The 25,679-nt window shown below is 59.4% G+C and carries 25 protein-coding genes and 1 tRNA gene; 15 read left to right on the top strand and 11 right to left on the bottom strand.

Annotated features, from left to right (window positions below; genetic code table 11):
• The first annotated feature begins 6 nt into the window (after positions 1-6).
• The 13 genes from SKTS_RS08605 (at position 7) to SKTS_RS08545 (ending at position 12,272) form a co-directional block, all read left to right on the top strand.
• Positions 7-756: an SDR family oxidoreductase gene (locus SKTS_RS08605; protein WP_173063274.1), complete on the top strand. Its 750-nt coding sequence runs from the start codon at positions 7-9 to the stop codon at positions 754-756.
• A 13-nt stretch (positions 757-769) separates the two neighbouring features.
• On the top strand, positions 770-1,597 hold the full coding sequence (locus SKTS_RS08600; RefSeq protein WP_173063271.1) for a citrate synthase family protein: 828 nt from the start codon (positions 770-772) through the stop codon (positions 1,595-1,597).
• Positions 1,590-2,471 (top strand): citryl-CoA lyase, encoded by an 882-nt coding sequence (locus tag SKTS_RS08595; RefSeq protein WP_188200242.1) that lies wholly within the window; start codon positions 1,590-1,592, stop codon positions 2,469-2,471. The genes SKTS_RS08600 and SKTS_RS08595 overlap by 8 nt, the downstream gene beginning before the upstream one ends.
• Positions 2,446-2,892, top strand: a complete 447-nt coding sequence (locus tag SKTS_RS08590) for a response regulator (RefSeq protein ID WP_173063268.1) — start codon at positions 2,446-2,448, stop codon at positions 2,890-2,892. Before SKTS_RS08595 ends, SKTS_RS08590 begins: the two co-directional genes overlap by 26 nt.
• A 10-nt stretch (positions 2,893-2,902) precedes the next feature.
• Positions 2,903-4,624 carry a GGDEF domain-containing response regulator gene (locus tag SKTS_RS08585; RefSeq protein ID WP_173063265.1) on the top strand — a complete coding sequence of 574 codons (1,722 nt, stop codon included), beginning with the start codon at positions 2,903-2,905 and terminating at the stop codon, positions 4,622-4,624.
• Positions 4,625-4,644: 20 nt separating this feature from the next.
• Positions 4,645-6,768: a TonB-dependent receptor plug domain-containing protein gene (locus SKTS_RS08580; RefSeq protein WP_173063262.1), complete on the top strand. Its 2,124-nt coding sequence runs from the start codon at positions 4,645-4,647 to the stop codon at positions 6,766-6,768.
• Positions 6,755-7,726, top strand: coding sequence for an ABC transporter substrate-binding protein (locus tag SKTS_RS08575; RefSeq protein ID WP_173063259.1), 972 nt, complete (start codon positions 6,755-6,757; stop codon positions 7,724-7,726). Before SKTS_RS08580 ends, SKTS_RS08575 begins: the two co-directional genes overlap by 14 nt.
• A gap of 5 nt (positions 7,727-7,731) precedes the next feature.
• Positions 7,732-9,255 (top strand): ATP-binding protein, encoded by a 1,524-nt coding sequence (locus SKTS_RS08570; RefSeq protein WP_173063256.1) that lies wholly within the window; start codon positions 7,732-7,734, stop codon positions 9,253-9,255.
• A gap of 152 nt (positions 9,256-9,407) precedes the next feature.
• Positions 9,408-10,010 (top strand): peroxiredoxin, encoded by a 603-nt coding sequence (locus SKTS_RS08565; protein WP_173063253.1) that lies wholly within the window; start codon positions 9,408-9,410, stop codon positions 10,008-10,010.
• A 229-nt stretch (positions 10,011-10,239) separates the two neighbouring features.
• On the top strand, positions 10,240-10,845 hold the full coding sequence (locus tag SKTS_RS08560) for a DUF4202 domain-containing protein (protein ID WP_173063250.1): 606 nt from the start codon (positions 10,240-10,242) through the stop codon (positions 10,843-10,845).
• Between the two features lie 130 nt (positions 10,846-10,975).
• The gene (locus SKTS_RS08555) at positions 10,976-11,341 is read left to right on the top strand and encodes a TusE/DsrC/DsvC family sulfur relay protein (RefSeq protein ID WP_244617480.1); all 366 of its coding nucleotides are present in this window, start codon (positions 10,976-10,978) and stop codon (positions 11,339-11,341) included.
• 173 nt (positions 11,342-11,514) lie between these two features.
• Complete coding sequence (locus tag SKTS_RS08550) at positions 11,515-11,928, top strand: hypothetical protein (protein WP_173063247.1); 414 nt, start codon at positions 11,515-11,517, stop codon at positions 11,926-11,928.
• Between the two features lie 83 nt (positions 11,929-12,011).
• Positions 12,012-12,272 carry a DUF5062 family protein gene (locus SKTS_RS08545; protein ID WP_173063244.1) on the top strand — a complete coding sequence of 87 codons (261 nt, stop codon included), beginning with the start codon at positions 12,012-12,014 and terminating at the stop codon, positions 12,270-12,272.
• A gap of 134 nt (positions 12,273-12,406) precedes the next feature.
• On the opposite strand, the gene SKTS_RS08540 is transcribed toward SKTS_RS08545, so the two are convergent.
• From SKTS_RS08540 to SKTS_RS08520, 5 genes are read right to left on the bottom strand one after another with little or no spacing between them, the layout of a single operon-like run.
• Positions 12,407-12,850 (bottom strand): SseB family protein, encoded by a 444-nt coding sequence (locus SKTS_RS08540; RefSeq protein ID WP_173063241.1) that lies wholly within the window; start codon positions 12,848-12,850, stop codon positions 12,407-12,409.
• 28 nt (positions 12,851-12,878) lie between these two features.
• Positions 12,879-13,901 (bottom strand): glucokinase, encoded by a 1,023-nt coding sequence (locus SKTS_RS08535; RefSeq protein WP_173063238.1) that lies wholly within the window; start codon positions 13,899-13,901, stop codon positions 12,879-12,881.
• Positions 13,902-13,905: 4 nt separating this feature from the next.
• Complete coding sequence (gene corA, locus SKTS_RS08530; protein ID WP_173063235.1) at positions 13,906-14,976, bottom strand: magnesium/cobalt transporter CorA; 1,071 nt, start codon at positions 14,974-14,976, stop codon at positions 13,906-13,908.
• Positions 14,957-17,338, bottom strand: coding sequence for an EAL domain-containing protein (locus SKTS_RS08525; RefSeq protein ID WP_173063232.1), 2,382 nt, complete (start codon positions 17,336-17,338; stop codon positions 14,957-14,959). Before SKTS_RS08525 ends, corA begins: the two co-directional genes overlap by 20 nt.
• Positions 17,339-17,364: 26 nt before the next feature.
• A complete protein-coding gene (locus SKTS_RS08520) occupies positions 17,365-18,129 on the bottom strand; it encodes a ParA family protein (protein ID WP_173063229.1) in 765 nt (254 codons plus the stop codon).
• Positions 18,130-18,234: 105 nt separating this feature from the next.
• On the opposite strand from SKTS_RS08520, the gene SKTS_RS08515 reads away from it, so the two are divergent.
• A complete protein-coding gene (locus SKTS_RS08515) occupies positions 18,235-18,579 on the top strand; it encodes an FKBP-type peptidyl-prolyl cis-trans isomerase (RefSeq protein WP_173063226.1) in 345 nt (114 codons plus the stop codon).
• Here the strand turns inward: SKTS_RS08515 and SKTS_RS08510 are convergent.
• Together SKTS_RS08510 and SKTS_RS08505 are read right to left on the bottom strand one after the other, a co-directional pair.
• Positions 18,476-18,826: a DUF3301 domain-containing protein gene (locus SKTS_RS08510; protein WP_244617506.1), complete on the bottom strand. Its 351-nt coding sequence runs from the start codon at positions 18,824-18,826 to the stop codon at positions 18,476-18,478. The two genes, SKTS_RS08515 and SKTS_RS08510, sit on opposite strands and share 104 nt — an antisense overlap.
• Before the next feature lie 59 nt (positions 18,827-18,885).
• On the bottom strand, positions 18,886-21,294 hold the full coding sequence (locus SKTS_RS08505) for a Lon protease family protein (protein ID WP_173063221.1): 2,409 nt from the start codon (positions 21,292-21,294) through the stop codon (positions 18,886-18,888).
• A gap of 197 nt (positions 21,295-21,491) precedes the next feature.
• Between SKTS_RS08505 and SKTS_RS08500 the strand changes: the two genes are divergently transcribed.
• Positions 21,492-21,567, top strand: a tRNA-Asn gene (locus tag SKTS_RS08500).
• Positions 21,568-21,742: 175 nt separating this feature from the next.
• On the opposite strand, the gene SKTS_RS08495 is transcribed toward SKTS_RS08500, so the two are convergent.
• From SKTS_RS08495 to SKTS_RS08480, 4 genes are all read right to left on the bottom strand, one after another.
• The gene (locus tag SKTS_RS08495; RefSeq protein ID WP_173063218.1) at positions 21,743-22,120 is read right to left on the bottom strand and encodes a HepT-like ribonuclease domain-containing protein; all 378 of its coding nucleotides are present in this window, start codon (positions 22,118-22,120) and stop codon (positions 21,743-21,745) included.
• Positions 22,117-22,407 (bottom strand): nucleotidyltransferase family protein, encoded by a 291-nt coding sequence (locus SKTS_RS08490; RefSeq protein WP_173063215.1) that lies wholly within the window; start codon positions 22,405-22,407, stop codon positions 22,117-22,119. Before SKTS_RS08490 ends, SKTS_RS08495 begins: the two co-directional genes overlap by 4 nt.
• Before the next feature lie 194 nt (positions 22,408-22,601).
• Complete coding sequence (locus SKTS_RS08485; protein ID WP_173063212.1) at positions 22,602-24,281, bottom strand: ATP-binding protein; 1,680 nt, start codon at positions 24,279-24,281, stop codon at positions 22,602-22,604.
• Positions 24,278-25,609, bottom strand: coding sequence for a cyclic di-GMP phosphodiesterase (locus tag SKTS_RS08480; RefSeq protein ID WP_173063209.1), 1,332 nt, complete (start codon positions 25,607-25,609; stop codon positions 24,278-24,280). Before SKTS_RS08480 ends, SKTS_RS08485 begins: the two co-directional genes overlap by 4 nt.
• Between the last annotated feature and the right edge of the window lie 70 nt (positions 25,610-25,679).

The raw sequence follows: 25,679 nt of genomic DNA, 5'->3' as shown, positions 1-25,679 counted from the left end.
AGGACCATGAAACTAGCCGGAAAAACCGCCCTCATTACCGGAGGAAACAGTGGCATCGGACTGGCAACAGCCAAGCTATTCAAAAATGAAGGGGCGCGCGTTGCCATAACCGGACGCGACCCGACCAGCCTCGAACAGGCGCGGCAGGCGCTTGGAGAAGAGGCGCTATCCCTGCGTAGCGATGCCGGAAAACTGGAGGATATCGAAGAAGCGATGGCTCAAATCAAGAGCCGTTTCGGGCACCTGGACATCCTGGTCGCCAATGCCGCCATCGCCCAACCGGCGCCATTCAACCTCGTCTCCGAAGCACAGTTCGACGAAACCACAGGCATCAATTTCAAAGGCGTTTTCTTTACCATTCAGAAAGCCTTGCCTCTCATGCGGGAAGGTTCTTCGATCATTGTCACAACATCTATTTCGAATCAGAAAGGTGCGCCCAATTTCAGTGTCTATGCCGCTTGTAAGGCAGCCCTGCGCTCCCTGGTGCAAACCTTGAGCCAGGAACTGATTGCGCAAGGAATCCGCGTCAATGCCGTCAGCCCGGGTCCTACCGATACGCCGGGATTTGGCCGCTGGGGCGTGCCGCAGGAAATCGTGGATGCAGCACGAGAACAGTTCACGCAAAAGTCCCCCTTGAAACGCTTCGCCGCACCGGATGAAATTGCACAAGCCGTGCTGTTCCTGGCCTCTGCAGATGCTTCATATATTGTTGGACATGAACTGGTCGTTGACGGCGGCGTCAGCCTCGTTATGTGAACAAGGTCCGGAAATGACTCAAAAAAACCCGCAAGAACGCATCCACACCACAATCTGGCATGAAGACGCCGAGCCCGATAACCCCTTCGCCGCCGCTCGTTGCCGCTGCCACGGATATGACGTGTATGGCGACATGCTGGGACAGGCCAGCTGGATTGAATACCTTTTCCTGCTTTTCAGGGGCGAAGCACCATCGCCTGGGCAGGCACGCCTGCTGGAAGATCTGGCGCTCGTCCTGGCCAACCCCGGGCCGCGCGACGCGTCCGTGCATGCCGCCATGGCGGCCGGCGTGGGCGGCTCACCATCAGCTGCCTGCCTGATGGCCGCATTGGCAGTCGGCGCGGGCGGGCTGGGGGGTGCGCGCGAAGTCGAGCGCGTCATGCAACAGTTCAGGATGTGGGGGACCGAGCTGGCCATGTGGCAACAAAAAATGCCGGATTACGCCCAAATGGATGCCGGCGGAATCTGGCCCGCTGCCGAACACCCGCCGGGATTCGACCCCCATGGCGTCAACTGCCCGACACCCATCAGGCAAAGCCTCGCACACCTGAGCTCGCTCAGCGATGGCACCTGCCTGCCGTGGCTGCAACACCACCGCCAGGCTCTCGAGACATTCGCCGGCATGCCCCTGGGTATCGCTGCTGTCGCTGCAGCTGCGCTGATTGATCTGGGTTTCGGCGCAGCTCAGGGTGAAATGCTGTACCTGCTGCTGCGCCTGCCCGGAGCAGCAGCACACGCACTGGAACAACGCGACTCGGGATACAAGAAATTCCCATTTTTCCGCATCGAACTGGGAAACGACCCCGGCCCCACCACGCTCAGGAACCACGACATTGAATGACCCGCAACGCCTGCAGGATCAGGCCGACACGCTGAAAACGAACATCGGCGCAGCCTTTCCCGGCAGCCGCGCGGTAATGCGCGGCAAGGACCTGCACACCGACCTGAACGACCTCGACTGGCTCGAACTGTATGTCTTCGGCATCACCGGGAGGCGCTTCACCACGGAACAGGTGCAACTGTTGCACGGCATCTGGCGCCTGACCAGCTATCCCGATGCCCGTTTATGGAACAACCGCATTGCGGCACTGGCCGGCAGCACCCGCAGCAGCCCCGGCCTGGGGCTGGCCGCCGCCCTGGCGGCTTCGGAGGCACGCATTTATGGCGCAGGACCAGGCCTGTCCGCCTATGATTTTTTTACCCGCGCCCATCACGCCTGCTCGGCGGGACAGGCGCTGGAGAACATCGTTGCCGACACGCTGGCAAAGCAGCGCGGCATCGGAGGCTATGGACGCCCGCTGGTTTCCGGCGACGAGCGGATTGCCCCCGCCATGGAGCTCGCCCGGCGCAGCGGGCTGGATCAGGGGCCGTTCATCCGGCTCGCATTCAAAACCGAGGACATTCTGCTGACCGGCCGCTGGCGCTGGCGCATGAATTATGCTGCGCTGGTCGCGGCACTGCTGCTGGAACTGGGTTTCGATCGGATGTCTTATCACCTTTTCATCTCCCCAATCTTTTTTGCCGGCATGCCGCCTTGCTATCTGGATGCAACTAACCGCGCGGAAGGCTTGACCTTCCCACTGTCTTGCGGGACGATCAGCTATTCTGGTTTAGCGGAGCGGAGATGGGAACAGGCATCACGACAAGCGGGACAAACCCGAGGCGAAAAAACCAACAAGGAGAAAGGTCATGGACAGAAAAATTCTGTTGGTTGAAGACAACCCCGACGACGAACTGCTGACATTGCGGGCGTTGAAGAAAAACAACATCGCCAACGAAGTGGTGGTCGCGCGTGATGGGCAGGAAGCGCTGGATTACCTGTTCAGCGAAGGCAATTATGCCGGTCAGGAAAAACCCATACCGGAAGTCATTCTGCTGGATCTCAAACTCCCCAAAGTCGACGGCCTGGAAGTCCTGCGCCGCATCCGCTCGGACGAACGCACCAAGCGTATCCCGACGGTCATCCTGACCACTTCCAACGAGGCGACGGATATCGAAACCAGCTACGACCGCGGGTGCAACAGCTATATCCGCAAGCCGGTGGATTTCGAGCAGTTCCTCGAAGCGGTGCGCCAGCTCGGATTGTATTGGCTGGTGCTGAACACGAGCTCCAACCAGGACAAATTGAGGACCTGACCACCCGACGATGGAAAAAATCCCGGTCAACCTGCTGCTTGTCGAAGATGTCGAGGACGACGCGCTGCTGATCGCGCGCGAGCTGCGGCGCGGTGGGTTCCTGCCGAACTATCAGCGGGTCGATACCGCTGAGGCGCTCGAAGCTTCGCTGGGTGCGCACGACTGGGATGTGGTCATCACCGACCACAACATGCCCGGCTTCAATTCCAGTGCCGCCATCGCAATGGTGCATCAGCATGACCGGGATCTGCCGGTCATCATCGTATCCGGCAGCATCGGTGAAGATCTGGCAGTCGAAGCGATGCGGCTGGGGGCAAAAGACTACATCATGAAAAGCAACATGCGCCGGCTGGTGCCCGCCATCCAGCGCGAACTGGCAGATGCGGATAGCCGCCAGGCGCGCCGGAAGGCGGAAGCGGCCATATTGCACCTGGCCCACCATGACGCGTTGACAGGCCTGGATAACCGCGCCAGCTTTCGGCTCAAACTGGAATCCCTGTTGCAATCGGTGCGCCAGGACGGCGGCCAGCACAGCCTACTGTTCCTCGACCTCGACCAGTTCAAGGTAGTCAACGACACATGCGGCCACCTGGCCGGTGACGAAATGCTCAAGCAACTGGCCGGGGTGCTGCTTCAAGGCATTCGCGTCAACGATCACCTGTCGCGCCTGGGCGGCGACGAATTCTGCATTCTTCTCGAAAACTGCGCCCTGGAACACGCCCAGAGCATTGCCGAGACGTTGCTGGCCCTGGTAAGGAATTTTCGCTTTTTCTGGGATAACAAGGTGTTTTCCGTCGGTGTCAGCATCGGCATTGTCGCCATCGACCAGCACAGCGGCAGCATGGAAGACATTCTGAGCGCCGCGGACATTGCCTGTTATGCCGCCAAGGAACGGGGACGCGGGGTCATTCAGGTTTATGAACGGGGCAATGTGGAATTGTCCCGCCGGCGCGGCGAGATGGACTGGGTACGGCATATCGACGAAGCGCTGGACGGCGGCCGGTTCCAGCTCTGGCGCCAGCCGATCCGTTCGCTCGGGCCGGACGGCCAACATTCGGTCCACCACTATGAACTGCTGCTGCGCATGCTGGATCGCGACGACAATGTGGTGTTGCCTGGCGCGTTTCTCCCGGCCGCCGAACGCTACGACCGCATGCGCGCCATCGACCGCTGGGTGGTCGGCACGGCCATGCAGTGTGTGGGCCAGTGCAAGGAGTCCGACGAACAAATCCATACCATCAATCTGTCCGGCGCTTCGCTGAGCGACGATAGCTTGTGCGATTTCGTGCGCGAACAGATTGCCTCCAACAATGTTGAGCCATACAACATCTGTTTCGAAATCACGGAAACCGTTGCCATCAGCAATTACCAATCCGCAGTCCGCTTCATGCATGAAATGCGCAGGATCGGCTGCGCTTTTGCGCTCGACGATTTCGGCAGCGGCCTGAGCTCGTTCGCCTACCTTAAATCCCTGCCGGTGGATTTCCTCAAGATAGACGGCGCGTTCGTGCGCAATATCGCCAACGACCCGATGGACCGCGCCATTGTCGAGGCCATACACCGCGTGGCGCATGTAGCCGGTCTGCGCACCATCGCCGAATTCGTCGAAAACGATGCCATTATTCAGGTGCTGCGCGATATCGGCGTGGACTTTGCACAAGGCTACGGCATCGGCAAACCTGAGCCGGCGCCGATGAATTGCAGGGAAGCACTGAACCGGTCAAAACAATAACAACCAAGGAGAAGCGCATCATGAAAAGGCTCGGTCGTTTCCTGCTGTTCGCTTTGGCGGGCGTAGCCAGCGCCCCGATTCAAGCCGCCGTGGACGACTCATTGCTGCTGATGCTGTCCGGCGACGAAAAAATGGTCAGCATTGCCAGCGGCACGCCGCGCCCCTTATCCAAGGCGCCGTCCGTGGCCAGCGTCATCACTGCGGAAGAAATCAAGGCCATGGGTGCGCGCAATGTGTACGAAGCTCTGGAACTGGTACCGGGCATGCACGTCGGCATTTCCGGCAGCGAGGGACAAAAGCCGATTTTCCCCACGCGCGGCATTGTTTCCCTGCAAGATCCGCAAATACTGATTCTGGTGAACGGTCACGGTATCAAGGGGCTGACCACCAGCAGCAACGAAGCCGGCCTGTATCTGCCGACCGAGGCGGTTCAGCGCATCGAGGTGATCCGTGGCCCCGGTTCTGCGATTTATGGCGCCGATGCTTTTGCCGGGGTCATCAACATCATCACCAAACGGGCAGAAGACCAGCACGGCGTCGAATTCGGCCTGCGCGGCGGCTCGTTCAACACCTGGGACAGCTGGGCGCAATTCGGCAAGCACTTCGAAAACGGCTGGGGGCTGTTCGCACATGTCGGCTACAGCAAGAGTGATGGCGACCGGGGGCGCATCATCACCTCGGACCTGCAATCCAGCCTGGATACCCTGCTCGGCACCCAGGCCTCGTTGGCCCCTGGCCCCATGGATACGAGCTATGAAGCGCGCACTGCCATGTTCACCTTGGACAAAGACAACTGGACGGCGCACCTGAACCTCTGGCAAACCCCCAAATCGGGCACAGGCGCCGGCATCGCCAACGCGCTGGACAACCAGGGGAACGGCGACGTCAACAAGTATCAGTTCGATCTCGGCTATGAAGACAAGAACTGGCGTCCTGACTGGACGTTTGGCACCCAGTTCAGTTACCTGTACACCCACATCGATTACCACCTGGGAATTTTTCCGCGCAATGCACTCCTGCCGATCGGTGCAGACGGCAATGTCAGCTTCACTCCACCGTTCAATCTGGTATCGTTCCCCGATGGATTGATCGGTGTTCCCGGCCGCGAAGAAAAGACCACCCAGTTCGACGTAACCCTGAATTACACCGGCCTGGTGCGCCATGCCTGGCGTTTCAATGCCGGTGTGCGCAAAGAGGACTTCTCTGCGCGGGAAAGCAAGAATTTCGGCCCCGGCGTCATCGACGGCACGATAGCGTCAATTGGCGGCACCCTAACCAACGTCAGCGGCACACCTTTTGTCTATCTGCCCGACACTACGCGCACCGTGAGCTACCTTTCGGTACAGGACGAATGGGCGTTCGCGCGAGACTGGGCACTGACGGCAGGCGTGCGGCAGGATCAGTACAGCGATTTCGGCGGCACCACCAACCCGCGCCTGGCACTGGTCTGGGCGGCGCGCCAGGACCTCACCGCCAGGTTGCTGTATGGCGAAGCATTCCGCGCCCCTTCTTTCGCCGAACTCAAGACGGCCAACAACCCGGCCAATCTCGGCAACCCCAGCATTCGGCCGGAAACCATCAAGACCACCGAACTGGCATTCGACTACCGCCCGAGCGACAAGCTCTGGGGTGCCTTGAATATTTTCAGTTACGACATCGAGGGCCTGATCGACTTCGTGCCCGGCCCGGCGGGCAACGTGGCGCAGAATGCCAAGAACCAGCAAGGCCAGGGCATCGAGGTGGAAGCGCACTGGCAAGCCCTGCCCGACCTGCAAATTCTCGGCAACCTGGCCTTTCAGGACGCTAAGGACAAAGCCACGGGCCTGGTGGTCGCCGATGCGCCGCGCAAACAGGCCATGCTTTCCGCTGACTGGAAAATCGATTCCGACTGGTCGCTGCGCATCGACAATTTCTGGATTGCCGACAGGCCGCGCGCCGCTGGCGACACGCGCGCGGCCGTCGCCGACTATGTCTGGACCAACCTCACCATGCGCTATGTCCAGAAAGAGCAGAAGTGGGAAGCCGCGTTCATTGCGCGCAACCTGCTCGATGTCGATGCACGCGAACCTGCGCCCACTTCCATTCCCAACGACTACCCTCTGCCCGGCAGAAGCCTGATGCTGGAGTTACGTGCACATTTTTAGCAGGCTCTACATCCGGCTGGTTATCCCCTTCCGGCAGGCTGGGCTGAGGCACCGGATCGTCCGTCTTGCAGCGCTGGGTCTACTGCTCAACGCATCCGGCGCTCACGCTGAAACCCGTATTGGCGTGCTGTATCCGGAATCGACCCCGGCGTTCCAGAAACTTTACCAGACCATCACTTCCGGCATGGGGCAAGCGGCCGACGTACGCGTGCAAAGCCGCGCTGTGTCCGAAAACGACTCCGTCGACAAGGTCAAATCCTGGCTGGTGTCCGGACAAAGCCAGGTGGTGATCAGTCTGGGCAATCTGCCAGCGGCCCTGACCGGCCCGCTGGCCGCCGACCTGCCGCTCATCTACGGCGCGGGCGCGCTCAACGACAACAATATCCCCGGCGTCAGCCTGGCTTCCAGTCCCGACAAGCTGTTTAGCAAGCTCAAGCAGCTCAAGCCCGACGTCGAACGGGTATACGTGGTGTACCGGCCACAAGCCACAGGCTGGCTCTTGTCCGCGGGCAAGGCGGCTGCACGCGAGCGCGGCCTGGAACTGATCGCCACGCCCAGTGACGATATTCAGCAGGCGGGGGCTGCCTTTGCGCAAATCCTGCAACAAACCCGGCCCGGCAAGGACGCCATCTGGCTGACGCTGGACCCGGTGGTACCGCTCAACCAGATGCTGCCGGTGCTGCTGCGCGAGGCCTGGGACAAACAACTGGTCCTGTTTTCCAATAACCCGCTCGATGTCAGCAAAGGCGCCCTGTTCGCGCTTTACCCGGATTACACGGCCATGGGGCGTCAACTGGCCGAAAGAGCGAAAAAACAACTGGGCAAAAACCCGCTGTCCAGCCCGGAAGCCAGCGAACACCTCAATAGCGCGCTGAATACCCGTACCGCATCGCATCTGGGCATCGTGCTATCCAATCAGCTGCAACAGTCCTTCCAACAGTTTTATCCGGAAAGGTAGAAGTCATGCGCTTATCTGACCAGCTATCGCGCCTGAACCTACGCCAGCTGCTGGCGGCCACGACTATCCCGCTGATGCTGCTCGCGGCGCTGGTGATGGGACTGGTTACCGCATGGCTGTCGACGCAAGAGGTCGCTTCGCACTATGTTCGCCTGGGCGAACAAATGACCGACACCCTCGCCAGTCGCAGCGACCTGGCCCTGCTCTACGAGAGCGGCGAAAGCGTGGCGGATACCGCGGCCTCGTTACTGGCCAACCCGTTGGTGATGGATATCCGAGTGGTCAGCAGGGGGGGCAAGCTGGTTTACCAGAAAGACCGTAGCAACAAAAACGCCTGGCAATACCCCAAAGCCGCAGCAGGTGGCAAATCCATTACGGAAACGCCCGATGCCTGGCTTTTTACCCAGAAAGTAATGAGCGCCGCCCCGCCCTCCAGCGACCCGCTAAGCCCGGAACTTGCACTGCTCAGCAGCGCCTCCAGCGAGGCCAGCGAAAATCTGGGCGAAGTCCACCTGGCCCTGAGCAAAGAGGGGTTGAGCCAGGCGCGCCGCAATATTTTCTTCAGCAATCTGTTCGCTGCGCTGGGTTTCTCGCTGCTGCTGGTTTCCGCCATATTGATAATTTTGCGCAGAATCAGCCGCCCGCTCGAAATGCTTGCCACGACCATGCATGACGCACGCCTGGGCAACCTGGGCGAGCCTGCACAGCTCAAGGGCCCGCGCGAAATTCAGGAAATCGGGGAAACCTACAACGCGTTGATGCAGAACATTCGCGAGCGCGAGCAGGAACTGCTCGAGCTCAACCAGCATCTGGAAGAACGCATCGAGCAGCGCACACAGGACCTGCAGACGGCCAACAAGGAACTGGAGACGTTCAGTTACTCAGTCTCCCACGACCTGCGCGCTCCACTGCGCGCCATTGACGGCTTCAGCCAGGCACTGCTGGAAGATTACGGCGCCTCTCTGGACGGTCAGGCTCAGGATTACCTGGACCGAATCCGCAAGGGTGCAGGCCGCATGGGCGAACTGATCGACGCCATGCTGTTGCTGTCGCGCGTGACACGTTACGAGATGCAGCTCCAAAACGTCAATATGAGCGAACTCGCGAGCGTCGTGGCCGAACAACTTCGGGAACAGTTTCCCCATAGGGCGGTGGAATTTACCGTGGAGCCGGACATGCGTGTTCAGGCAGACCCGCAGTTACTGCGCATCATGCTGGAAAACCTGCTCGGCAATGCGTGGAAATATACCGCTCACACGACACAGCCCAAGGTAGTGCTCGACCGGACACGGGTCGATGGCGAGACGGTTTATGTCCTGCACGACAATGGCGCCGGTTTCGACATGCGCTATGCGGAAAAGCTATTCGGGGCCTTCCAGCGCCTGCACGGCAAGGAATTCGAAGGGACCGGCGTCGGCCTGGCCACGGTGCACCGCATCCTGCAGCGCCACGGCGGCCGCATATGGGCAACAGCCGAGGTCGACAAGGGCGCCACGTTCTTCTTTACCCTGCCAAAGGCGAGTGAATAAGGATGGCGGACAGACATCCTTCAAGATATGCTTCCGACCACCGGGTGTTGCGCTTCAAACCTGAACCCGCGTAAAATTCGGTTTGCACTTTGGACTAATTCTAAATACAATCAGCATTTTTCCCCGATCAACCACCCGAAAAGGAAATCACCATGGCAGTTCTCGTCGGCAAGGCCGCTCCGGATTTCACCGCTGCAGCGGTAATGGGCAACAACAACATCGAAGAAAGCTTCAACCTCAAGACCCACATCAAGGAAAAGTATGCGGTGGTTTTCTTCTACCCGCTCGACTTCACCTTCGTATGCCCGTCCGAGCTGATCGCTTTCGACCACCGTCTGAAAGAATTCAAGGACCGCAACGTGGAAGTGATCGGCGTGTCCATCGACTCCCAGTTCACCCACCTCGCATGGAAAAACACCCCGGTCAACAATGGCGGTATCGGCCAGGTGCAATACCCGCTGGTGGCCGACATCAAGCACGAAATTTGCCAGGCTTATGACGTCGAAGCCGGTGCCGGCGTCGCCTTCCGCGGCTCCTTCCTGATCGACAAGAGCGGCACCGTGCGCCACCAGATCGTGAACGACCTGCCGCTGGGTCGCGACATCGACGAAATGCTGCGCATGGTCGACGCCCTGCAATTCACCGAACAGCACGGCGAAGTCTGCCCCGCTGGCTGGAACAAGGGCAAGGCAGGCATGAAGGCCGACACCAAGGGTGTTGCCGAGTACCTGGCGAAGCACTCCAGCGAACTGTAATCAGTTCCTGCAAGCTGAAGCGAAGAAACCGCCGGGGGTAAAACCCGGCGGTTTTTTTTGCCCCAAATCCGTCCTGTTCGGAATCGGTCGTATAGCGCAATCCTCTGCTCGGCATTCGTTCCGAAGTCCCCGCTCCACTCTATAAACACTTGCTACAGCCGCTTCCTCCTCCATCAGAGTTTGGTGATATACTTTTCCATTTTCTTGTTCCGAATCAAGGACGGCATATATGATTTCTGATAAATCCCGCTTCGACCAGGCGATCGCCAAGTTTGACGCCGCCAATGCGCAGGACCCCAACAAGGAAGTATTCGACGGCAAGGAATACCCCAAGGAACTGCTTTACGCCCAGCGCATGAGCGCCATGCAGCAGCGTTTCGCCCCCGACGCATCCGAAGCGTTGCAGCTCGCCGTGCGCGCCCAGCACATCTGCCGCTGGAAAATTCCGCGCGACACCTATCCGATGGACAAGGCCGGGTACATGCAGTGGCGCACCTTCCTGTACAAGTATCACGGCGAAACCGCCGGCGAAATCATGCGCGAAGTCGGCTATGACGAAGAGATTATCTCCAAGGTCAAGTCCCTGCTGCGCAAGGAAAAACTCAAGCTCAACCCGGAAACACAGGCGCTCGAAGACATCATCGACCTGACTTTCCTGCAGCATTACCTGGAAGCGTTCGTGACAAAATACAGCCATTACGAAGAGGAAAAGCTACTCGACATCCTGCGCAAGACCTGGAAGAAGATGTCGGAACAAGGCCACGAAGCCGCCCTCAAGCTCGACTACACACCGGAAATGCTGGCCGTGGTCAAAAAGGCGCTGGGCGTCGCTTAACAGGACGCGCACATCCTCAGAACCAGCCCTCCTTTGCAGCGTCTAACAGATTGAACACAATCCCGTTAGGATTTGGGTCAATGAGGCGGTTGTTTACAGCAACCCGCCTCGCGCAAAGGAGGGACTAATCATGTTAGACATCAATCAAGCCATTGCCGCCGCGGAACGTTCGTCGAGCGACATGCCCTGCAGCCTGGAAGAACTCGACCCCTGGTCCGAAGACATTGCCAGGGAATTCGCTGCAAAAGAAGGAATCACACTTACGCCCGAACACTGGGAAGTTGTCTGTTTCATGCGCGAGCACTACGAGGAATGTGGCCTGGCATCAAGTGGGCGCATCCTGCTGCACTGTCTGGAAGAGGAGTTCGCTGAGCAAGGAGGCAGAAAATACCTTTACCGCCTCTTTCCCGGCGGCCCGGTCAGCCAGGGCAGCCGCATTGCCGGGCTGCCATTGCCGGCCTACAGCAGCGACAGATCGTTCGGCTCAGTGGAATAGCAACATGGGTGAATGAGCGTAGCGCCAGCTTCGCGCTGCGCAAAGGGACTGTCTGTCGCGCCTCAAGCACGTTATGGACAGGACATGGGCGTTGCAGGAGAATGATCTGGCCGCGCGGTATTCCGCGAGGCCAGATCTCACGAGCCGTGAGGCAAAACCTGACAGCGCCACCAATGAAATTCATCGTCCGCTACTGGTCGTCCCAACTCCCCGAGGAATACTGCGGGGAGGACGGCAAGCCGTGCTGGCTGGACTACTCCGTTCACCCGGCCAGCAAGCTCGGCCTGCACAACGCCCTGCTGGCGGTTCACGACCGCATCGAAATCCTCGACGCGCACGGCGGCCTGTTCGAATGCGCGGTGTTCGTGGAGCACGGTGGCAGTATTGAAAAACTCTCTCAAGATATGGCTAACAGCATGTTCGGCACCCTGCCGAACGGGGCGGTGAAATGGCTCGACATCGGCAGTTTTTTGCTGCCGGCGCCAGGGCAGACAGCGCATGCGCTACAACTACCGCTTTTCGTGCACCAACATACCCCTTACGACGACCTGAACGAAGCGCCCCACTCTTTCGACCTGGATATTTGAACTCAGCGTAAGAGCAGAAGGCTGATTTCCGCTTGCAGCCGGTGCACAATGCATATTCCTCAACCAGGAATGCGGAGAGTGCGATGAAACCCCTGAAGCATGAAGCTGAATTGTTCAAAGGCGCGATGCTCGCGGGCGTGAAATACGCCGAAGGACGCGGCGTGGTCGAATTTGAAGCGACGGATTCCGCCAGCGAAAAGCTGCTCTATATCTACCGCCTGCTCGTTCACGACAAAGTCATTCAGCCCCTGCCCGAGGAACAGGTTGCGGAAAAGACCTTGCGCCACAAACTGGCAATCTGGTACTCGAAGCAATTGCCCAAGGACCATCCGCTGCTGAATTAAACAACCACCCGGCTTGCCCCTCCCCCTTCAAGGGGGAGGTTGGGAGGGGGATGGGTTACCAGTGCGGCAACCGATTCACCCCCATCCCCACCCCAGCCCTCCCCTTGAAGGGGAGGGGGCCACTGACTAACGCCTCAGTGCAGTTTGGCTTTTTCCGCGAGCAGTTCCTGCGCCAGTTGCGCGATGGTTTCGGGATCCAGATCGATGCCGATTTCCCAGCCCGGATTGATGGTCACGCCGGCACCGGCGTCGATGCGCTCCAGTACCCAGCGAAATTCGGCCAGCAAGCCGCCGCCGAATTTTGGAAATTCCTGCACCACCACCTTGGCACGCTCCGGGCTGCTGAACAGCACCAGGACATGAATCCCCTCCTCCGCCTGCACCACCAGCGGGCGAGCCTTGGTGGAGCGCTGGAAACCCTTGATCTCGATGTCCTCGTCCTCCACCGGCATGAACACCTGCGCATCGAGCAGACCGGCAACCAGTTCCTCGCTGCTTATCTCGCCGTTGGCCGCGGCCAGCAGTTTGTGTTCAAGATCGTTTTTCGGCTCGAATATTTCTTGTGTTTCGTCGTTCATGATCGTTTCCCGGAGTTTGTCTTGCCCGCTATTCTACTTGATTCCTGTCCGCCAGCCTGCTCGCCACCAGGGCGGCACCCATCAGGCCGACTTTCTGGTTCATCACCACCCGCACCGGGATACGCTGCAGCAAGGCGGCAAAGCGCCCCTTGTCGTTGAAAGCGCGCACGAAACCGCCGCGCTTGAGTTTGGCGATAATTTTCGGCGCGATGCCGCCTGCCACGTACACGCCGCCCGAGGCCAGCAGGGTCAGCGCCAGATTGCCCGCCTGGGCGCCGTAAATGGCGACGAACATATCCAGCGCCTTGAGTGCCGCCGGATCGCGTTCGTCGAGGCCGTATTCGGAGATGACCGCGGCGGGATCGATTTCAAGCATGGCGGCCTGCAATTGCGGCGTCGCCTTCGCCAGACCGTGCTCGGTGACGTATTCGAAGATTTTGACCAACCCGGACCCGGACAGAATGCGCTCGTACGAGACATGTCCGAAAAGCGGCTGCAGATAATTCAGGAGGCCGACCTGCTCGCTATCGGCAGGCGCGAAATCCACGTGCCCGCCTTCCGACGGCAGCGCCTCATAATGGTCTCCCCGCCACAGCAGTAGGCCCTCGCCCAGGCCGGTTCCGGCCCCCAGCACGGCGCGCGTGCCATGAGGCTCATCTTCCCCCGCCTGCAGGGTGGCCAGGTCGTCCGGATGCAGCGCCTCGATGCCGTAGCCGACGGCGGCAAAATCGTTGATCAGATGCACTTTGGCAATGCCGAATTCGGCGCCCACCGCGCCGGCGTTGATGGACCACGGCAGGTTGGTGATTTTCGCGCTCTGCCCGTGAATCGGTCCGGCCACGCCGAAGCACGCCGCCACAATGGGCTGGGCGGCGGCAGAAATGAATCCGGCGGCATACACGAATTCCCCCACGATGCCGTTGAAATCGCCATGCGCCGCGCTGTCGAAACGCCGCTCATAGACCATATGGCGCGTGTCGCCCTGCACCTCCACCAGTTGCAGCAGGGTTTTTGTGCCTCCTATGTCGCCAGCAAGAACCAGCTTCGTCATTGTTTCACCACCACTTTTTTATCTTGAAATAAATCACCATGCCGATGGCGACGAAGATCATCAGCACCCACACTGCCGGATAACCGTAGACCCAGGACAGTTCCGGCATGTTTTTGAAATTCATGCCGTAAACCCCGGCAATCCAGGTCAGCGGAATGAAGATGGTAGCGATCACGGTAAGCACCTTCATCACCGCGTTGGTGCGGTTGCTGATGCTGGAAAGATAGATGTCGAGCATCCCCGACAGCATGTCGCGGAAAGTTTCGACGGTGTCGATCACCTGGATGGTGTGGTCGTACACGTCGCGCAGATAAATGCCGGTGCTCTCGCGTATCAGCGCCGAATCGCGGCGCTGCATGCCGCTCACCACTTCGCGCAGGGGCCACACCGACTTGCGCAGGTAGATCATCTCGCGTTTGAGATTGTGGATCAGGTGCAGGGTTTGCGGACCGGGGTCACTGATCAGGGTTTCCTCCAGCAACTCGACACGCTCGCCGATTTTTTCCAGGATGATGAAATAGTTGTCCACCACCGCGTCGATCAGCGAATAGGCGAGATAATCCGCACCCAGCATGCGAATCTGCCCCTTGTTGCTGCGGATACGTGTGCGCACCGGCTCGAACACGTCGCCTTTGGCGCCCTCCTGGATGGAAAGCACAAAATTTTTGCCAAGGATCAGGCTCACCTGCTCCGAACTGATGTCCCCCGATTCACTGCCGTTGCCCAGCATGCGCAGCACGATATAGAGATAATCGCCGTAATCCTCGATCTTGGGGCGCTGGTCGGTGTTGAGGATATCCTCCATTACCAGCGGGTGCAGGCCGAAGCACTGGCCGATCTTTTCCAGCACCTGTATGTCGTGCACACCCTCGATATCCACCCAGGTAATGCTCGGCATGTCGCGGTAAACGATGCACTGCTCGATCTCGATCAGTGCAGTTTCGCTGCAATGATCCTCGGCATAGTCCAGCACATTGGCCGTCACCGCCTCGGTCTTCTTGTCACCGATATGCACCAGCGAACCCGGCGGCAGGCCGGCTTTTTTCGAGCGTTTCTTAAGAGCGTGTCTGACCATAGTCGATACCTTCCATCGGCGCCGGTTTGTGGATGCCATAACCCTGGGCGTAGTCCACGCCCAGAATCGCGAGCTTCTCGATCAGCGCCCGGTCCTCGACGAATTCCGCCACGGTTTCGATGCCCATGACGCTGGCGATATGGGCGATCGCCTCGACCATGGCGTGGTTGACCGGGTTCTTGTCCATGCCGCGCACGAAAGCACCGTCGATTTTCAGATAGTGCACCGGGAGATCCTTGAGATAGGCGAAGGAAGACATGCCGCTGCCGAAATCGTCGAGCGCGAATCTGCACCCCAATTTGGAGAGCTCGCGCATGAAGTTCGAAGCCTTGTTGAGATTGGCGATCGCGGAAGTTTCCGTGATTTCGAGACACAACGCCTGGGGCGGCATGCGGTAATACTCGAACTGCTCCTTGAGAAACGCCGGGAACATGTCATCGTTGAAGCTGGTAGCGGAAAGATTCACCGCGCACAGGACCGGGAAAGGTTCCTCCTTGTCTTCGTATTCCTCCCACAAGCGGCGCCATTCCGCGCTACGCGAGCTGAACAGGGTGCGGATCACCCAGCGGTCTACGGTCGGCATCAAGTTGTAACGCTCGGCGGCCGGAATGAATGCGTCTGGCGGAACCAGCTTCCCTTCTTCATCGAGCATGCGCAACAATACTTCGAAATGCTGCGTGTCCCGCTGGTGCGGCATCACCGCCGCGATTTCCTGGTAATAAAGGCGGAAACGATCTTCCTCGAAAGCCTTGCTGATGCGCGAGATCCATTGCATTTCGCCGTGCCGTCTCGCCAGTTCGATGTCATCTTCCAGGTAGACCTGCACGCGGTTGCGCCCCCCCTCCTTGGCGGCATAACAGGCTGCGTCCGCATTGCTCATCACCGTGGCGGGGTTGCCGCTCGACGCGGTTATCTCAACCAGGCCGATGCTGATGCCGACTTCAAAGGATTTGTCCTGCCACATGAAACGAAAACCCAGCACCGCCTCGCGAATCTCGTTTGCCAGACGCAAAGCTGGTTCCAGCGGGCAGCCGTACAGCAGCATGCCGAATTCGTCTCCGCCAATGCGCGCCACCACGTCGGAATCACGGCCGCGCGCCACGAACACCGCCACCAGCTGGCGCAGCAGTTCATCTCCCGCCATGTGGCCGCAGGTATCGTTGACCACCTTGAACTGGTCCAGGTCCATGAACAGCACGGCGTGATGCTTGCCATCCAAGACAGCATTATCGACCAGTTCCTGCAGCAGGCGTTCGAACTCGCGCCGGTTGAGCAGGCCGGTCAGGGCATCGTGGGACGCCTGCCAGGAAAGCTGGTTGGCCATGTGGCGTGCCTGGGACACGTCGTGGAACACCACCACTGAGCCGATCACGTCGCCGTCGCGGTTGCAGATCGGCGACAAGCGGTCCTCGACGGTAAATTCCTTGCCATCGCCGCGCCGCAGCAGCAGCGACTGGCTCTTGAGCCCGACTACTTCGCCGTCCGGCAGCGCATGGCTGGCGAGATGCGTGATCTGCTCCCGCGTCGCTTCATCCACCACATGGAATACCTCGCGCAGCGCCTTGCCGCGCGCTTCCGAAAGGGTCCAGCCGGTCATTATCTCGGCCACGGCATTGAGATAATCCACCTGCCCTTTTTCATCGGTGGTAATCACCGCATCGCCGATGGAATGCAGCGTGACTTGCGCCAGCTCTTTTTCCTGGAACAAGGCATCCTCGATCCGGCGCGTGCGCCGGATGACATAAGCGGAAAAGCCCAGCACCACCAGCACCGCGCCCGCCCCGCTCAATTGCATGATCAGCGTGGCGAAACGGAAAGCCTCATCGGCCGCCGCCATCGCCCGCCGTGTCGACTGCGCCTGCATGTCGAGCAGGTGGGAATACTGCACGAATATCTTGTCCTGCACCGGGATGACCTTTTGCAGCAGAATACGGTGGGCTGCGGGGGTGTCGTTTTCCATCACCAGTTCCGCCACCTGTTGCTGATATTCCGAGGCCATGCCGACGAGGCGCAGCGCATCCTGCAGCGCACCGCGCTCCGCCTGGTTAAGTTGCATTTTCTCCAGCCGGATGCGCGCTGCAATAAAATCGTTGGCCAGGCTCTGGTAGCGCTGGAAAGCCTCATCCTTCGCGAAAGGATCCTCCAGCATGGTCATGGCATACAGGTTGACAACCCGCTCCCGTGCCACAGCGCGCATGGTAGACACATATTCGGTTTGGGCACTGTTCTGGCTCACGATCGCTTCCATCTCGCCCTTGATGGCGTACATCCGGGAAGTACCGATAAAGGTGATGGCCAGCATCAGCGCGACGGCGATGCCGAAACCGGTGGCGATGATGAAGGAGGAATTGCGCTTAAACACCGGGCCTCATCGCAATCCGGCCGGCATCAGAGGAAACCGGTTTCCGCCAGCTCCGTCACCAGGGCATCGTAATCCTTCGCACCCTGGCTGTGCGGCGCATGGGTAAAGACATCCTTGTTGTAGGCCGGGCTTTCCGCCAGGCTGACGTTTTCCGTGATGTGGGTAGTGCACAACTCGGCGCCGAAACGCTCGCGCAGCTGCGACACGATATCGTGCGCCATGCGGCGCCGCGAGTCGAAGCGAGTCACTACGTAGCGCCGCTCGATGCGTTTTTTCACCACATGCTCGAGCGCCTTGAGGGTGTTCTCCAGCTGGATCGCCCCCTTCACCGAGAGAAAATCCGCCGAAATCGGCACCAGCAACTTACGCGAGGCGAAAATGGCGTTGAGCGACAGCACGTTGAGCATGGGGCAGCAGTCGATCACGATCGGCGCGCCCTCGTGCTCCAGCATCTCCGCCTGGATGGCGTTCCTGAGGCGCATCACCGACTTGAGGCCCTTGCCCTGGAGGGCGTCCACCTTGGACAGCTCCATGTGCGAAGGAATGATGTTGCCGCCGATGGGGAACTTGCGCACCAGTTCGGACAGGGAGCTGGCTTCGGTATAGAAGCCGAACATGCTGTCCGTGCCGGAAGCCACCGGCACGTCACCGATGATGGTGAGGTGGGCCTGCGGATCGAGGTCGATGGCCAGCGGGTCGAGCCCGCCGCGCGCCAGTGCGCCCACAAGGTTGAGACTGGTAGTGGTCTTGCCGACACCACCCTTTTGATTGAAGACTGCGATAATGGTCATAGGTGTGCAATCCTAAAGGATTTTTGAACAGCTCGGCAAGTTTGATTTCAAGCCCGCGGCAGGCTCTGGCATAATGCCTTTTTTTCCAACTGAAGCGGAGTTCCCATGGCTGAAATCACCACCGAAAGCGGGCTGATCTACGAAGACGTTACCCCGGGCACAGGCGACGAAGCAAAGGCTGGCCAGCGGGTATCGGTGCATTATACCGGCTGGCTCACGGACGGCACCAAGTTCGATTCCAGCAAGGATCGCAACGACCCGTTCGCCTTCCCCCTCGGCGCCGGACACGTCATCAAGGGCTGGGACGAAGGCGTGCAGGGCATGAAAACGGGCGGCGTGCGCAAGCTCACGATTCCTCCTCATCTCGGCTATGGTGCCCGTGGTGCGGGCGGCGTGATCCCTCCCAACGCCACGCTGGTATTTGAGGTCGAATTACTTCAGGTGTCATGACCTCGATATAACGGCGTTCCAGATCCAGGGTTTCCACCTTGCGCCCCAGCATCACCACCATGCCTTTGAGCCGGTTATCGCCGGTGTCGCTGAACTCGAAGCGGTAGGTGCGGCGGAGCTTAAGGTGGCCCCAGCCGTCTCGGCCGAAGCCCAGTTTGGCAAAGGCCACGGTATCGTCGAGAAACTGCACGCCCTCCTCGCGGCAGGCCCGCTTGCCCGCGACTTCGGCCGCTTCCCGCGCGGCCATGCTGTCGACCCAGAACCATACCAAAGCAGCGAAAAAGCCGATCAGCCCCAGTTCCATATCTAGTATGTCCCGTGGCGCGTCTTGCGCCCCGATTTGGGGTGATCCGCCAGATGACAGATGCGGCGGTAATGCATCAAGGTTTTCTGCGCCAGCCCCAGCACGCTACCGTGCGGGTAAATGCCGTTTTCGTCGAGCTCTCCGGCCGGCTCGCCCATGAGCAGTTCCAGCGCCTCGCCCACCTCGTCGATGACGTGGAGGTGGAATTTTCCCTGCTCGACCGCCTCGACCACTTCCGCGTTGAGCATCAGCTGCGAGACATTGCGCGACGGTATGATCACGCCCTGGGTGCCGTCCAGCCCGGCCTCACTGCAGACGCGGAAGAAGCCTTCAATCTTCTCGTTCAGCCCGCCGACCGGCAGCACTTCGCCGAACTGGTTCAGCGCGCCGGTAACGGCGATCCCCTGGCGGATCGGCAGACCGGACAGGCTCGAGAGCAAGACATAAAGCTCTGCGCAGGAGGCGGAATCGCCCTCCACGCCGTGGTATTCCTGCTCGAACACCAGCGCACCGTTCACCGACAGCGGTCCGAGATGGGCGAACAGCGTCGCGAAATAGGCCTGCAGGATGAACACGCCCTTGTCGTGGATCGGGCCGGACATCTGCACCTCGCGCTCGATGTTGAGCACCCCTTCCTTGCCGGGGAAAGTGCGCGCCGAAACGCACACCGGCATACCGAAACGGTGGTCGCCCAGGTCGATCTGGGTCAGGCCGTTGATGCGCCCCACCCGTTCGCCCTGCACCGCGATCAGCAATTCGCCTTCGGCAATCGACTCGTGCAGGCGCTGGTCGGGGTAATCGTGGCGCCAGGTCTTGGCCGCCAGCGCCGCATCCACGTGGCTGCGTTGCACCAGATCGCCGCCGGCCAGAGCCGCGCTCTCCGTCACCAGCTGTTCCAGGTAAGCGAACACGGCATAAAGCCGCAACTGGTCGTCCGCCTCGCGGTGCATTTCCTCCAGCAGGCGCGCCACCGCGGCGGCGGAAAAGTGTGACAAGCCCATGCGGCGGCAGGTGTGGGCGATAAAAATAGCCGCCGCGCGGTGGGAGTCAGCACCCGCCTTGAAGCTCTCGGCAAAATCCACCTTGATGCGGAAATGGCGCCCGAACTCCGGCTCCTCCTCCTGCAGCTCGTAATAATGCTCGCGGCTGCCGACCAGGATGATCTTCACCGCCACGTCCACCGCCTCCGGCTCCAGCGACACCGCCGGGTTGGGCGCGTAGAGCGTATCCGGCTCCTCGATCTGCAAGCGCCCGCTACGCAGGAAGCGGCGCAGCTTTTCCCATACCAGCGGATCGCCGAGCAAATCGCGCAGATGCAGCAGCAGAAAGCCGCCATGGGCGCGCAGCAGGCTGCCGGCCCTAATGCGCGAGAAATCCGTTACCAGCACATCGTTTTCCACCTGGTATTCGATGCTGCCGAACAGTGAACGAAACAGCGGGTTATCCTCCACCAGCGACGGCGCACCAGACAAGCCACAGTTATCCACCACCAGGTTGACGCGATAGCGCGCCAGCACGTCCGCCAGGTCCGCCTGCTGCTCGGCGTCTTCGCTGCCGAACAACTCCAGATGAGCAAGTACGTCCAGTGCCACCTCATCGAGATAGCCGCCCAGCTTGAGCGAATCCTTGATCTGCTGCTTCATGGCAGCACGGATATTGCCGACCTCGTGTTCGACCAGCGGCTTGACCGTGCGGTGCTTGAGCTGGGTCAGCGCCTCGTTAGCCGCCCGCTCCTTGGGCCGCATGCGCTCTACGAAGCGCGTGATCTCAACGCGCAACTCCTGCTCGGCGCGGTCGATTTCGGCCTTGCGTTCCGCAGGCAGCGCCAGCATCTCATCCTCGGTCACCGCATGCCCATTGCCGAGCAGGGTGAAAATCATGCGCTCGTCCTCGCGGTGCAGCGTAAAGTGGCGCTCCGCGGCAAAGGCGGTCAGCTCCGCATAGACGGCAGCCTCTTCATCCTTGAACGCCTTCTGGATGCGCTCGCTCTCCGCCTTGAATTCCGGCCCGGACAGGCGCCGCGGAATCTCCGTCCGCAAGGTCTTCGCCAGTTCCGCCATCATGTCGCGCAGCACCCGCCCCTGCCCCGCCGGCAAGCGCAAGGCGATCGGCCGCTCGGGCACGTCGAAATTATGCAGATAACACAGATCGGGCGGCACCGGCCGCTTCGCCGCCTCTTCGCGCATCGCCACTTCCAGCAAGGAAGAGCGCCCGCTCCCCACGTCGCCCAGCACGAACAGGTTATAACCCGGCTGATCCAGCGACAAACCGAAACGCGCCGCCCTCTCGGCGCGCTCCTGGCCGATCCACGGCAAGGGCTCTGCAGCCAGTTCGGAAGTGTCGGAAAAGCCCAGCTGCGCCGGATCAAGGGTCAGGCGCAGCTGTTGCGGAAGCAGTTTGGCAAGCGGCATGGAAAGCTCATGGGAATGGATAGGCGTTATTTTCCCACGAGTAGCGAAAAAAATCCGATCCATCTGGCCGCGCCGCAGACCGCGCCATCCCGCGCAAACCCTTTGCAGGCGCCCCGGACCGGGCTGTTACGCACCCCAGTTCGGCACATAACAGTTGACCAACGAGCATCAAATAATTATCATAGCGCCTTCTTCATTCCCTGATAGCTCAGTCGGTAGAGCGACGGACTGTTAATCCGCAGGTCCCTGGTTCGAGTCCAGGTCGGGGAGCCAGATAAATAAAGCCTCGCAGCGATGCGGGGCTTTTTTATTTCTAGTGCTAGTAGGCCTAAAGTAGGCTGACTATATCAGGCAATATCTGGCTATCCGCTATTGCCGATGAGGCATGACAGCCAACAGCCTAAGGGATGCTTGAACATTGGCAGCCAGGTTCTAGCCCCGCCGAAAATCACAGAGATTTTGGAGTGTCTGGTGCATGGAGGTCGATGCCTTCATCGTGTGCAATCGTGATGATCTGCTGTTCCATTTGAGGCAAGTGCTGTTCGACGATATTCCAGATCAGGTTCAAATCCACACCTAGATATTGGTGCGCCAAAAAATTTCGGGTGGCGGCGATTTGCGGCCAGGGTGTTTCGGGGTGGGCGGCTGTCAGGCTGTCGGTTCCCAAGTCCTTGACGGCTTGCCCGATTACTTCGAGGTTTCGGACAACAGCGTCTTGGGTTTTGCGGTCTTGGAAGAAGTCTTCCTTGCCTGCTTGCACATATTCATTGATCCAGCCGATGCAGTCGTAAATATGGCGTAAGTAGACAGAGCGGTCTTTGGTCACAGAGGCGCAGCCTCGTGGAGGATGCGGTCTTTCAGGTAGCGGTTGATGCTGTTGGGGGTGAGCACGTCCACTTTCCTGCCGATTGCCTTCTCGATGTCCTGCTGCAAGCCGATCAAGTCGAACAGGCTACGGTTTTCCTGCATGTCCACCAGAAAATCCACGTCGCTGTCTTCCCTGTCTTCACCACGAACAACCGAACCAAATAGGCGGACATTGCTTGCCCCATGCTTGGCAGCAAGCGCCAAGATTTCGGCTCTTTTGCTTTGTAGTATGTTGAGTGTGTTCATAATTTTTTCATTGTAGTTTAATCATAAATGTGAATACACTCATTTGCGCAGATTTATGCTGTAACGATGTGGGGATTAGGCATAAATTGGCAGCCAGATGGCCCCATAATCCGCCTTCCATTCGGCTCATGCAATAGCGGATGCCGTGCGGAATTCGGCAGTTTCCGGAAATCCCCGACTTCATCTGGCGCAGGCTACTCCCGCGGCGATGCCGTCAATTCCTGCGACGAAATGGGCAGCACCACTCTGAAAACGGATCCTTTACCGACTTCACTTTTAACCTCGATATGCCCACCGTGCTTATGCACGATCCCGTAGGATAGCGACAGCCCAAGCCCGGTGCCTTTGCCGACGGGTTTGGTCGTAAAGAACGGGTCGAAGATACGCTCCAGGTGTTCGGGCTTGATGCCCTGGCCGGTGTCGTGCACTTCCACCCAGACGTTTTTCTCGTCATGGCCGGTGCGGATGGTGATCTGGCCCTGATCCTCGATCGCATGTGCCGCATTGATCAGCAGGTTCATGAACACCTGGTTCAGTTGGGACGGAATACATTGGATCTGCGGGATTCCCCCGTATTCCTTGACAACTTTGGCCTTGTACTTGAGTTCGTTCCACACCACGTTGAGGGTGCTGTCCAGCCCCACTTCCAGGTTGGCCCACTCCAGTTCCGACTTGTCCACGTGGGAGAAATCCTTCAGGTCCTGCACAATGCGTTTTACGCGCTGCATGCCGTCCAGGGACTCGGTCAGCAGATTGCCTATATCTTCTCGCAGGAACGCGGCATCGACTTCCCCCTTCAAGCGTCGGATATCCTGCCGGATGTCGTCCGCCAACGCTCCCTCGATCTTCTCGTAGGCCCCCAGAAGCTTCAGCAGGTTATCCACGTAACGCTGCAAGGTCCCGAGGTTGGAGTTCACGAACCCTATGGGATTATTAATCTCGTGCGCCACGCCGGCCGCGAGTTGGCCAATCGAAGCCATTTTTTCCGATTGCAGCAGTTGATTGTGGGCTTCTTCGAGTTTTTTGATCAGTTCTTCCTGGCGCACTTTGTCAGCCAGCAGCGCCGCGTTCGCTGTCTGCAAGTCAGCGGTGCGTGCCCGCACGCGCTCCTCGAGTTTGTCGCGGGACTCGCGCAGCGCTTCCTCCGCCCGCGTGCGTTCGGTGATGTCATCGAACCCGAAGACGCGGCCCACGATGTGTTCGCCGAGATATTGCGGCCGCGACTTGCATTCGAAAACCCGTCCGTCCCTGAGCCGGAAAAGGTCCTCGGTCTCGCCTCTGTCCACGATCGCCAGCAAGCGCGAACGAAAGGCATCGACCTCGACCACATGCCCGGCCATGAATTCGAGAATGGCGACGTCGTTACGCTCCTCCAGCAGGTCTTCCGGAATCGCCCACATTGTGCTGAACAGATGGTTCATGCTGGCGATGCGCCCTTGCCAATCGACCACCAGGATCCCGTTGCCGGTCGATTCCAGGGTCGCCCGAAGTTGCGACAGCGTTTGCTCCAGCGCATCCTCGACCTTGCGCTCGTTCTGCATGTCCTTCGCCTGTACCAGCAAAAGAGGCGATCCGTCATGATCGACGACGCGCACGGATTTCGTGACCGTCAGCATCGAACCATCGGCACATTGATAGAGCCCCTCGTGGCCCTCGATGTCTAGATATTGGCCGCTACGGACATCTTCCCAATAAAAGACGTCCTGTAATGAGCTCTCGATATCCGTGATCGTCATGGCCAGCAGTTTTTCCTCGGAATACCCGAGCTTCTGGGCTGTCACCCGGTTGGCCATAATGATCTGCAACTGGATCGGCTCCACCAGCAACATCATTTGCGGGCTGTGATCCAGCATCAATTGCGCCAGGCTGCTCATACCGCCCCCCCTTCCTGCCCGGGCTGGCCTGCGTCAAAGTAATAGCTGACCCGCTTGCGTGGACTGAGATAGTTATAAACCTCCCTCGGCACCTGCGCCGGCCTGATGGCCTTGGCGATAATCAAATCCGTTTCGCGCTCGAGGTCAACGAGAATCGCCTCTGCCTTGGGGATATTCGCGTCGTAAATCACGAGCACAGGCTTCATCGGCTTGGTGGTATTGACTGTGGCGACCATGCCGATCACGCCATTGGAAAGCTGCACGATCGTGCCCGGCGGATACACGCCCAGACACCGGATGAAGACCTGCAACAACTTGGGGTCGAATTTACTGCGCAGCTTGGCGAACATCAGTGACAGCGCCTCATTCGGCGTCAGGGCTTCGGCGACGTTGAGCGGGTTGCAAAGCTCATCGTAGTGGTTGGCAATGACTACGATGCGGGAAAGCAATCCGACCGACTCGCCCTTGAGTTTTTCCGGGTAGCCGCTGCCATCGAAAAGCTCGTGATGCTCTCCGATGATGGCCAGGACAGCTGGCGCGAACTTCAGGCGCTGCCCCGCTTCCACGCCGTATTGACAATGCATTTCAAAAAGGTGGCGCTCCGCCTGGGTCAGCGGCTCGGTCTTCATGAGAATCCGCTTCGGGATATCCTTGCACCCGATGTCGTGAAACAGCGCGCCCATCCCCAGCACGCCGACCACTTCTTGCGGCAGCCGGATTTCACGGGCCATCATCATCGACAGCGTGGTGACATTCAGGGAATGAAAATAAAGCTCTTCCCCTCCCGTCTTGTCGCCCATGACATGAATGGCAAGTTCCGGCGCGCAAAGAATCGACTCGGCGATTTGCGTGATGAGCTCCGTCGCCTGACGCACGGTTTCTGCCGGCCGGACAAAAAGGTCCTTCTCGATATCGCGAATGGCCTTGGCCGTATTGACGAAGGCGTTCTCGATGCGCGCCGCAGCCTCGCGCTGCGCTTTGTTCCGCTCCATCATGACGCGCTTTGCCGCAATCGCCTCCAGAATGTCCGGGTTCGTTTCAACCACTTCAGGCTCCTGCGACATCTCTGGCGCAGCCTTCGACGCCATCTCGGGAACCGGTTTCGGCGCCGTTTCCGGCGCAGCATTTTTTTGCGCCGGGACGCTATCGCTCAGGGCCGGGTTATAACGAACGGTCTTCAGCCCCAGGCTGCGGATGATCTTGATCTGGTCCTCGGATTTGATCTTGAAATGGCTGAAGGCAAAGGGATGCTCGAACCAGCTGAGTTCGAGGTCGACATACAGCCCGACCCGGAGTTGATCCATCGTGATTGTGGAATTATCTGCCATAGATTTCCTCAAGGACTGATATGCAACATCAGTTTAGAGGTTTTTCGCGAATCACGGCTGCATACTTTGC

It is taken from the genome of Sulfurimicrobium lacus (assembly GCF_011764585.1).
Taxonomy (GTDB): domain Bacteria; phylum Pseudomonadota; class Gammaproteobacteria; order Burkholderiales; family Sulfuricellaceae; genus Sulfurimicrobium; species Sulfurimicrobium lacus.
This window is presented reverse-complemented; position numbering and strand designations above follow the sequence as displayed.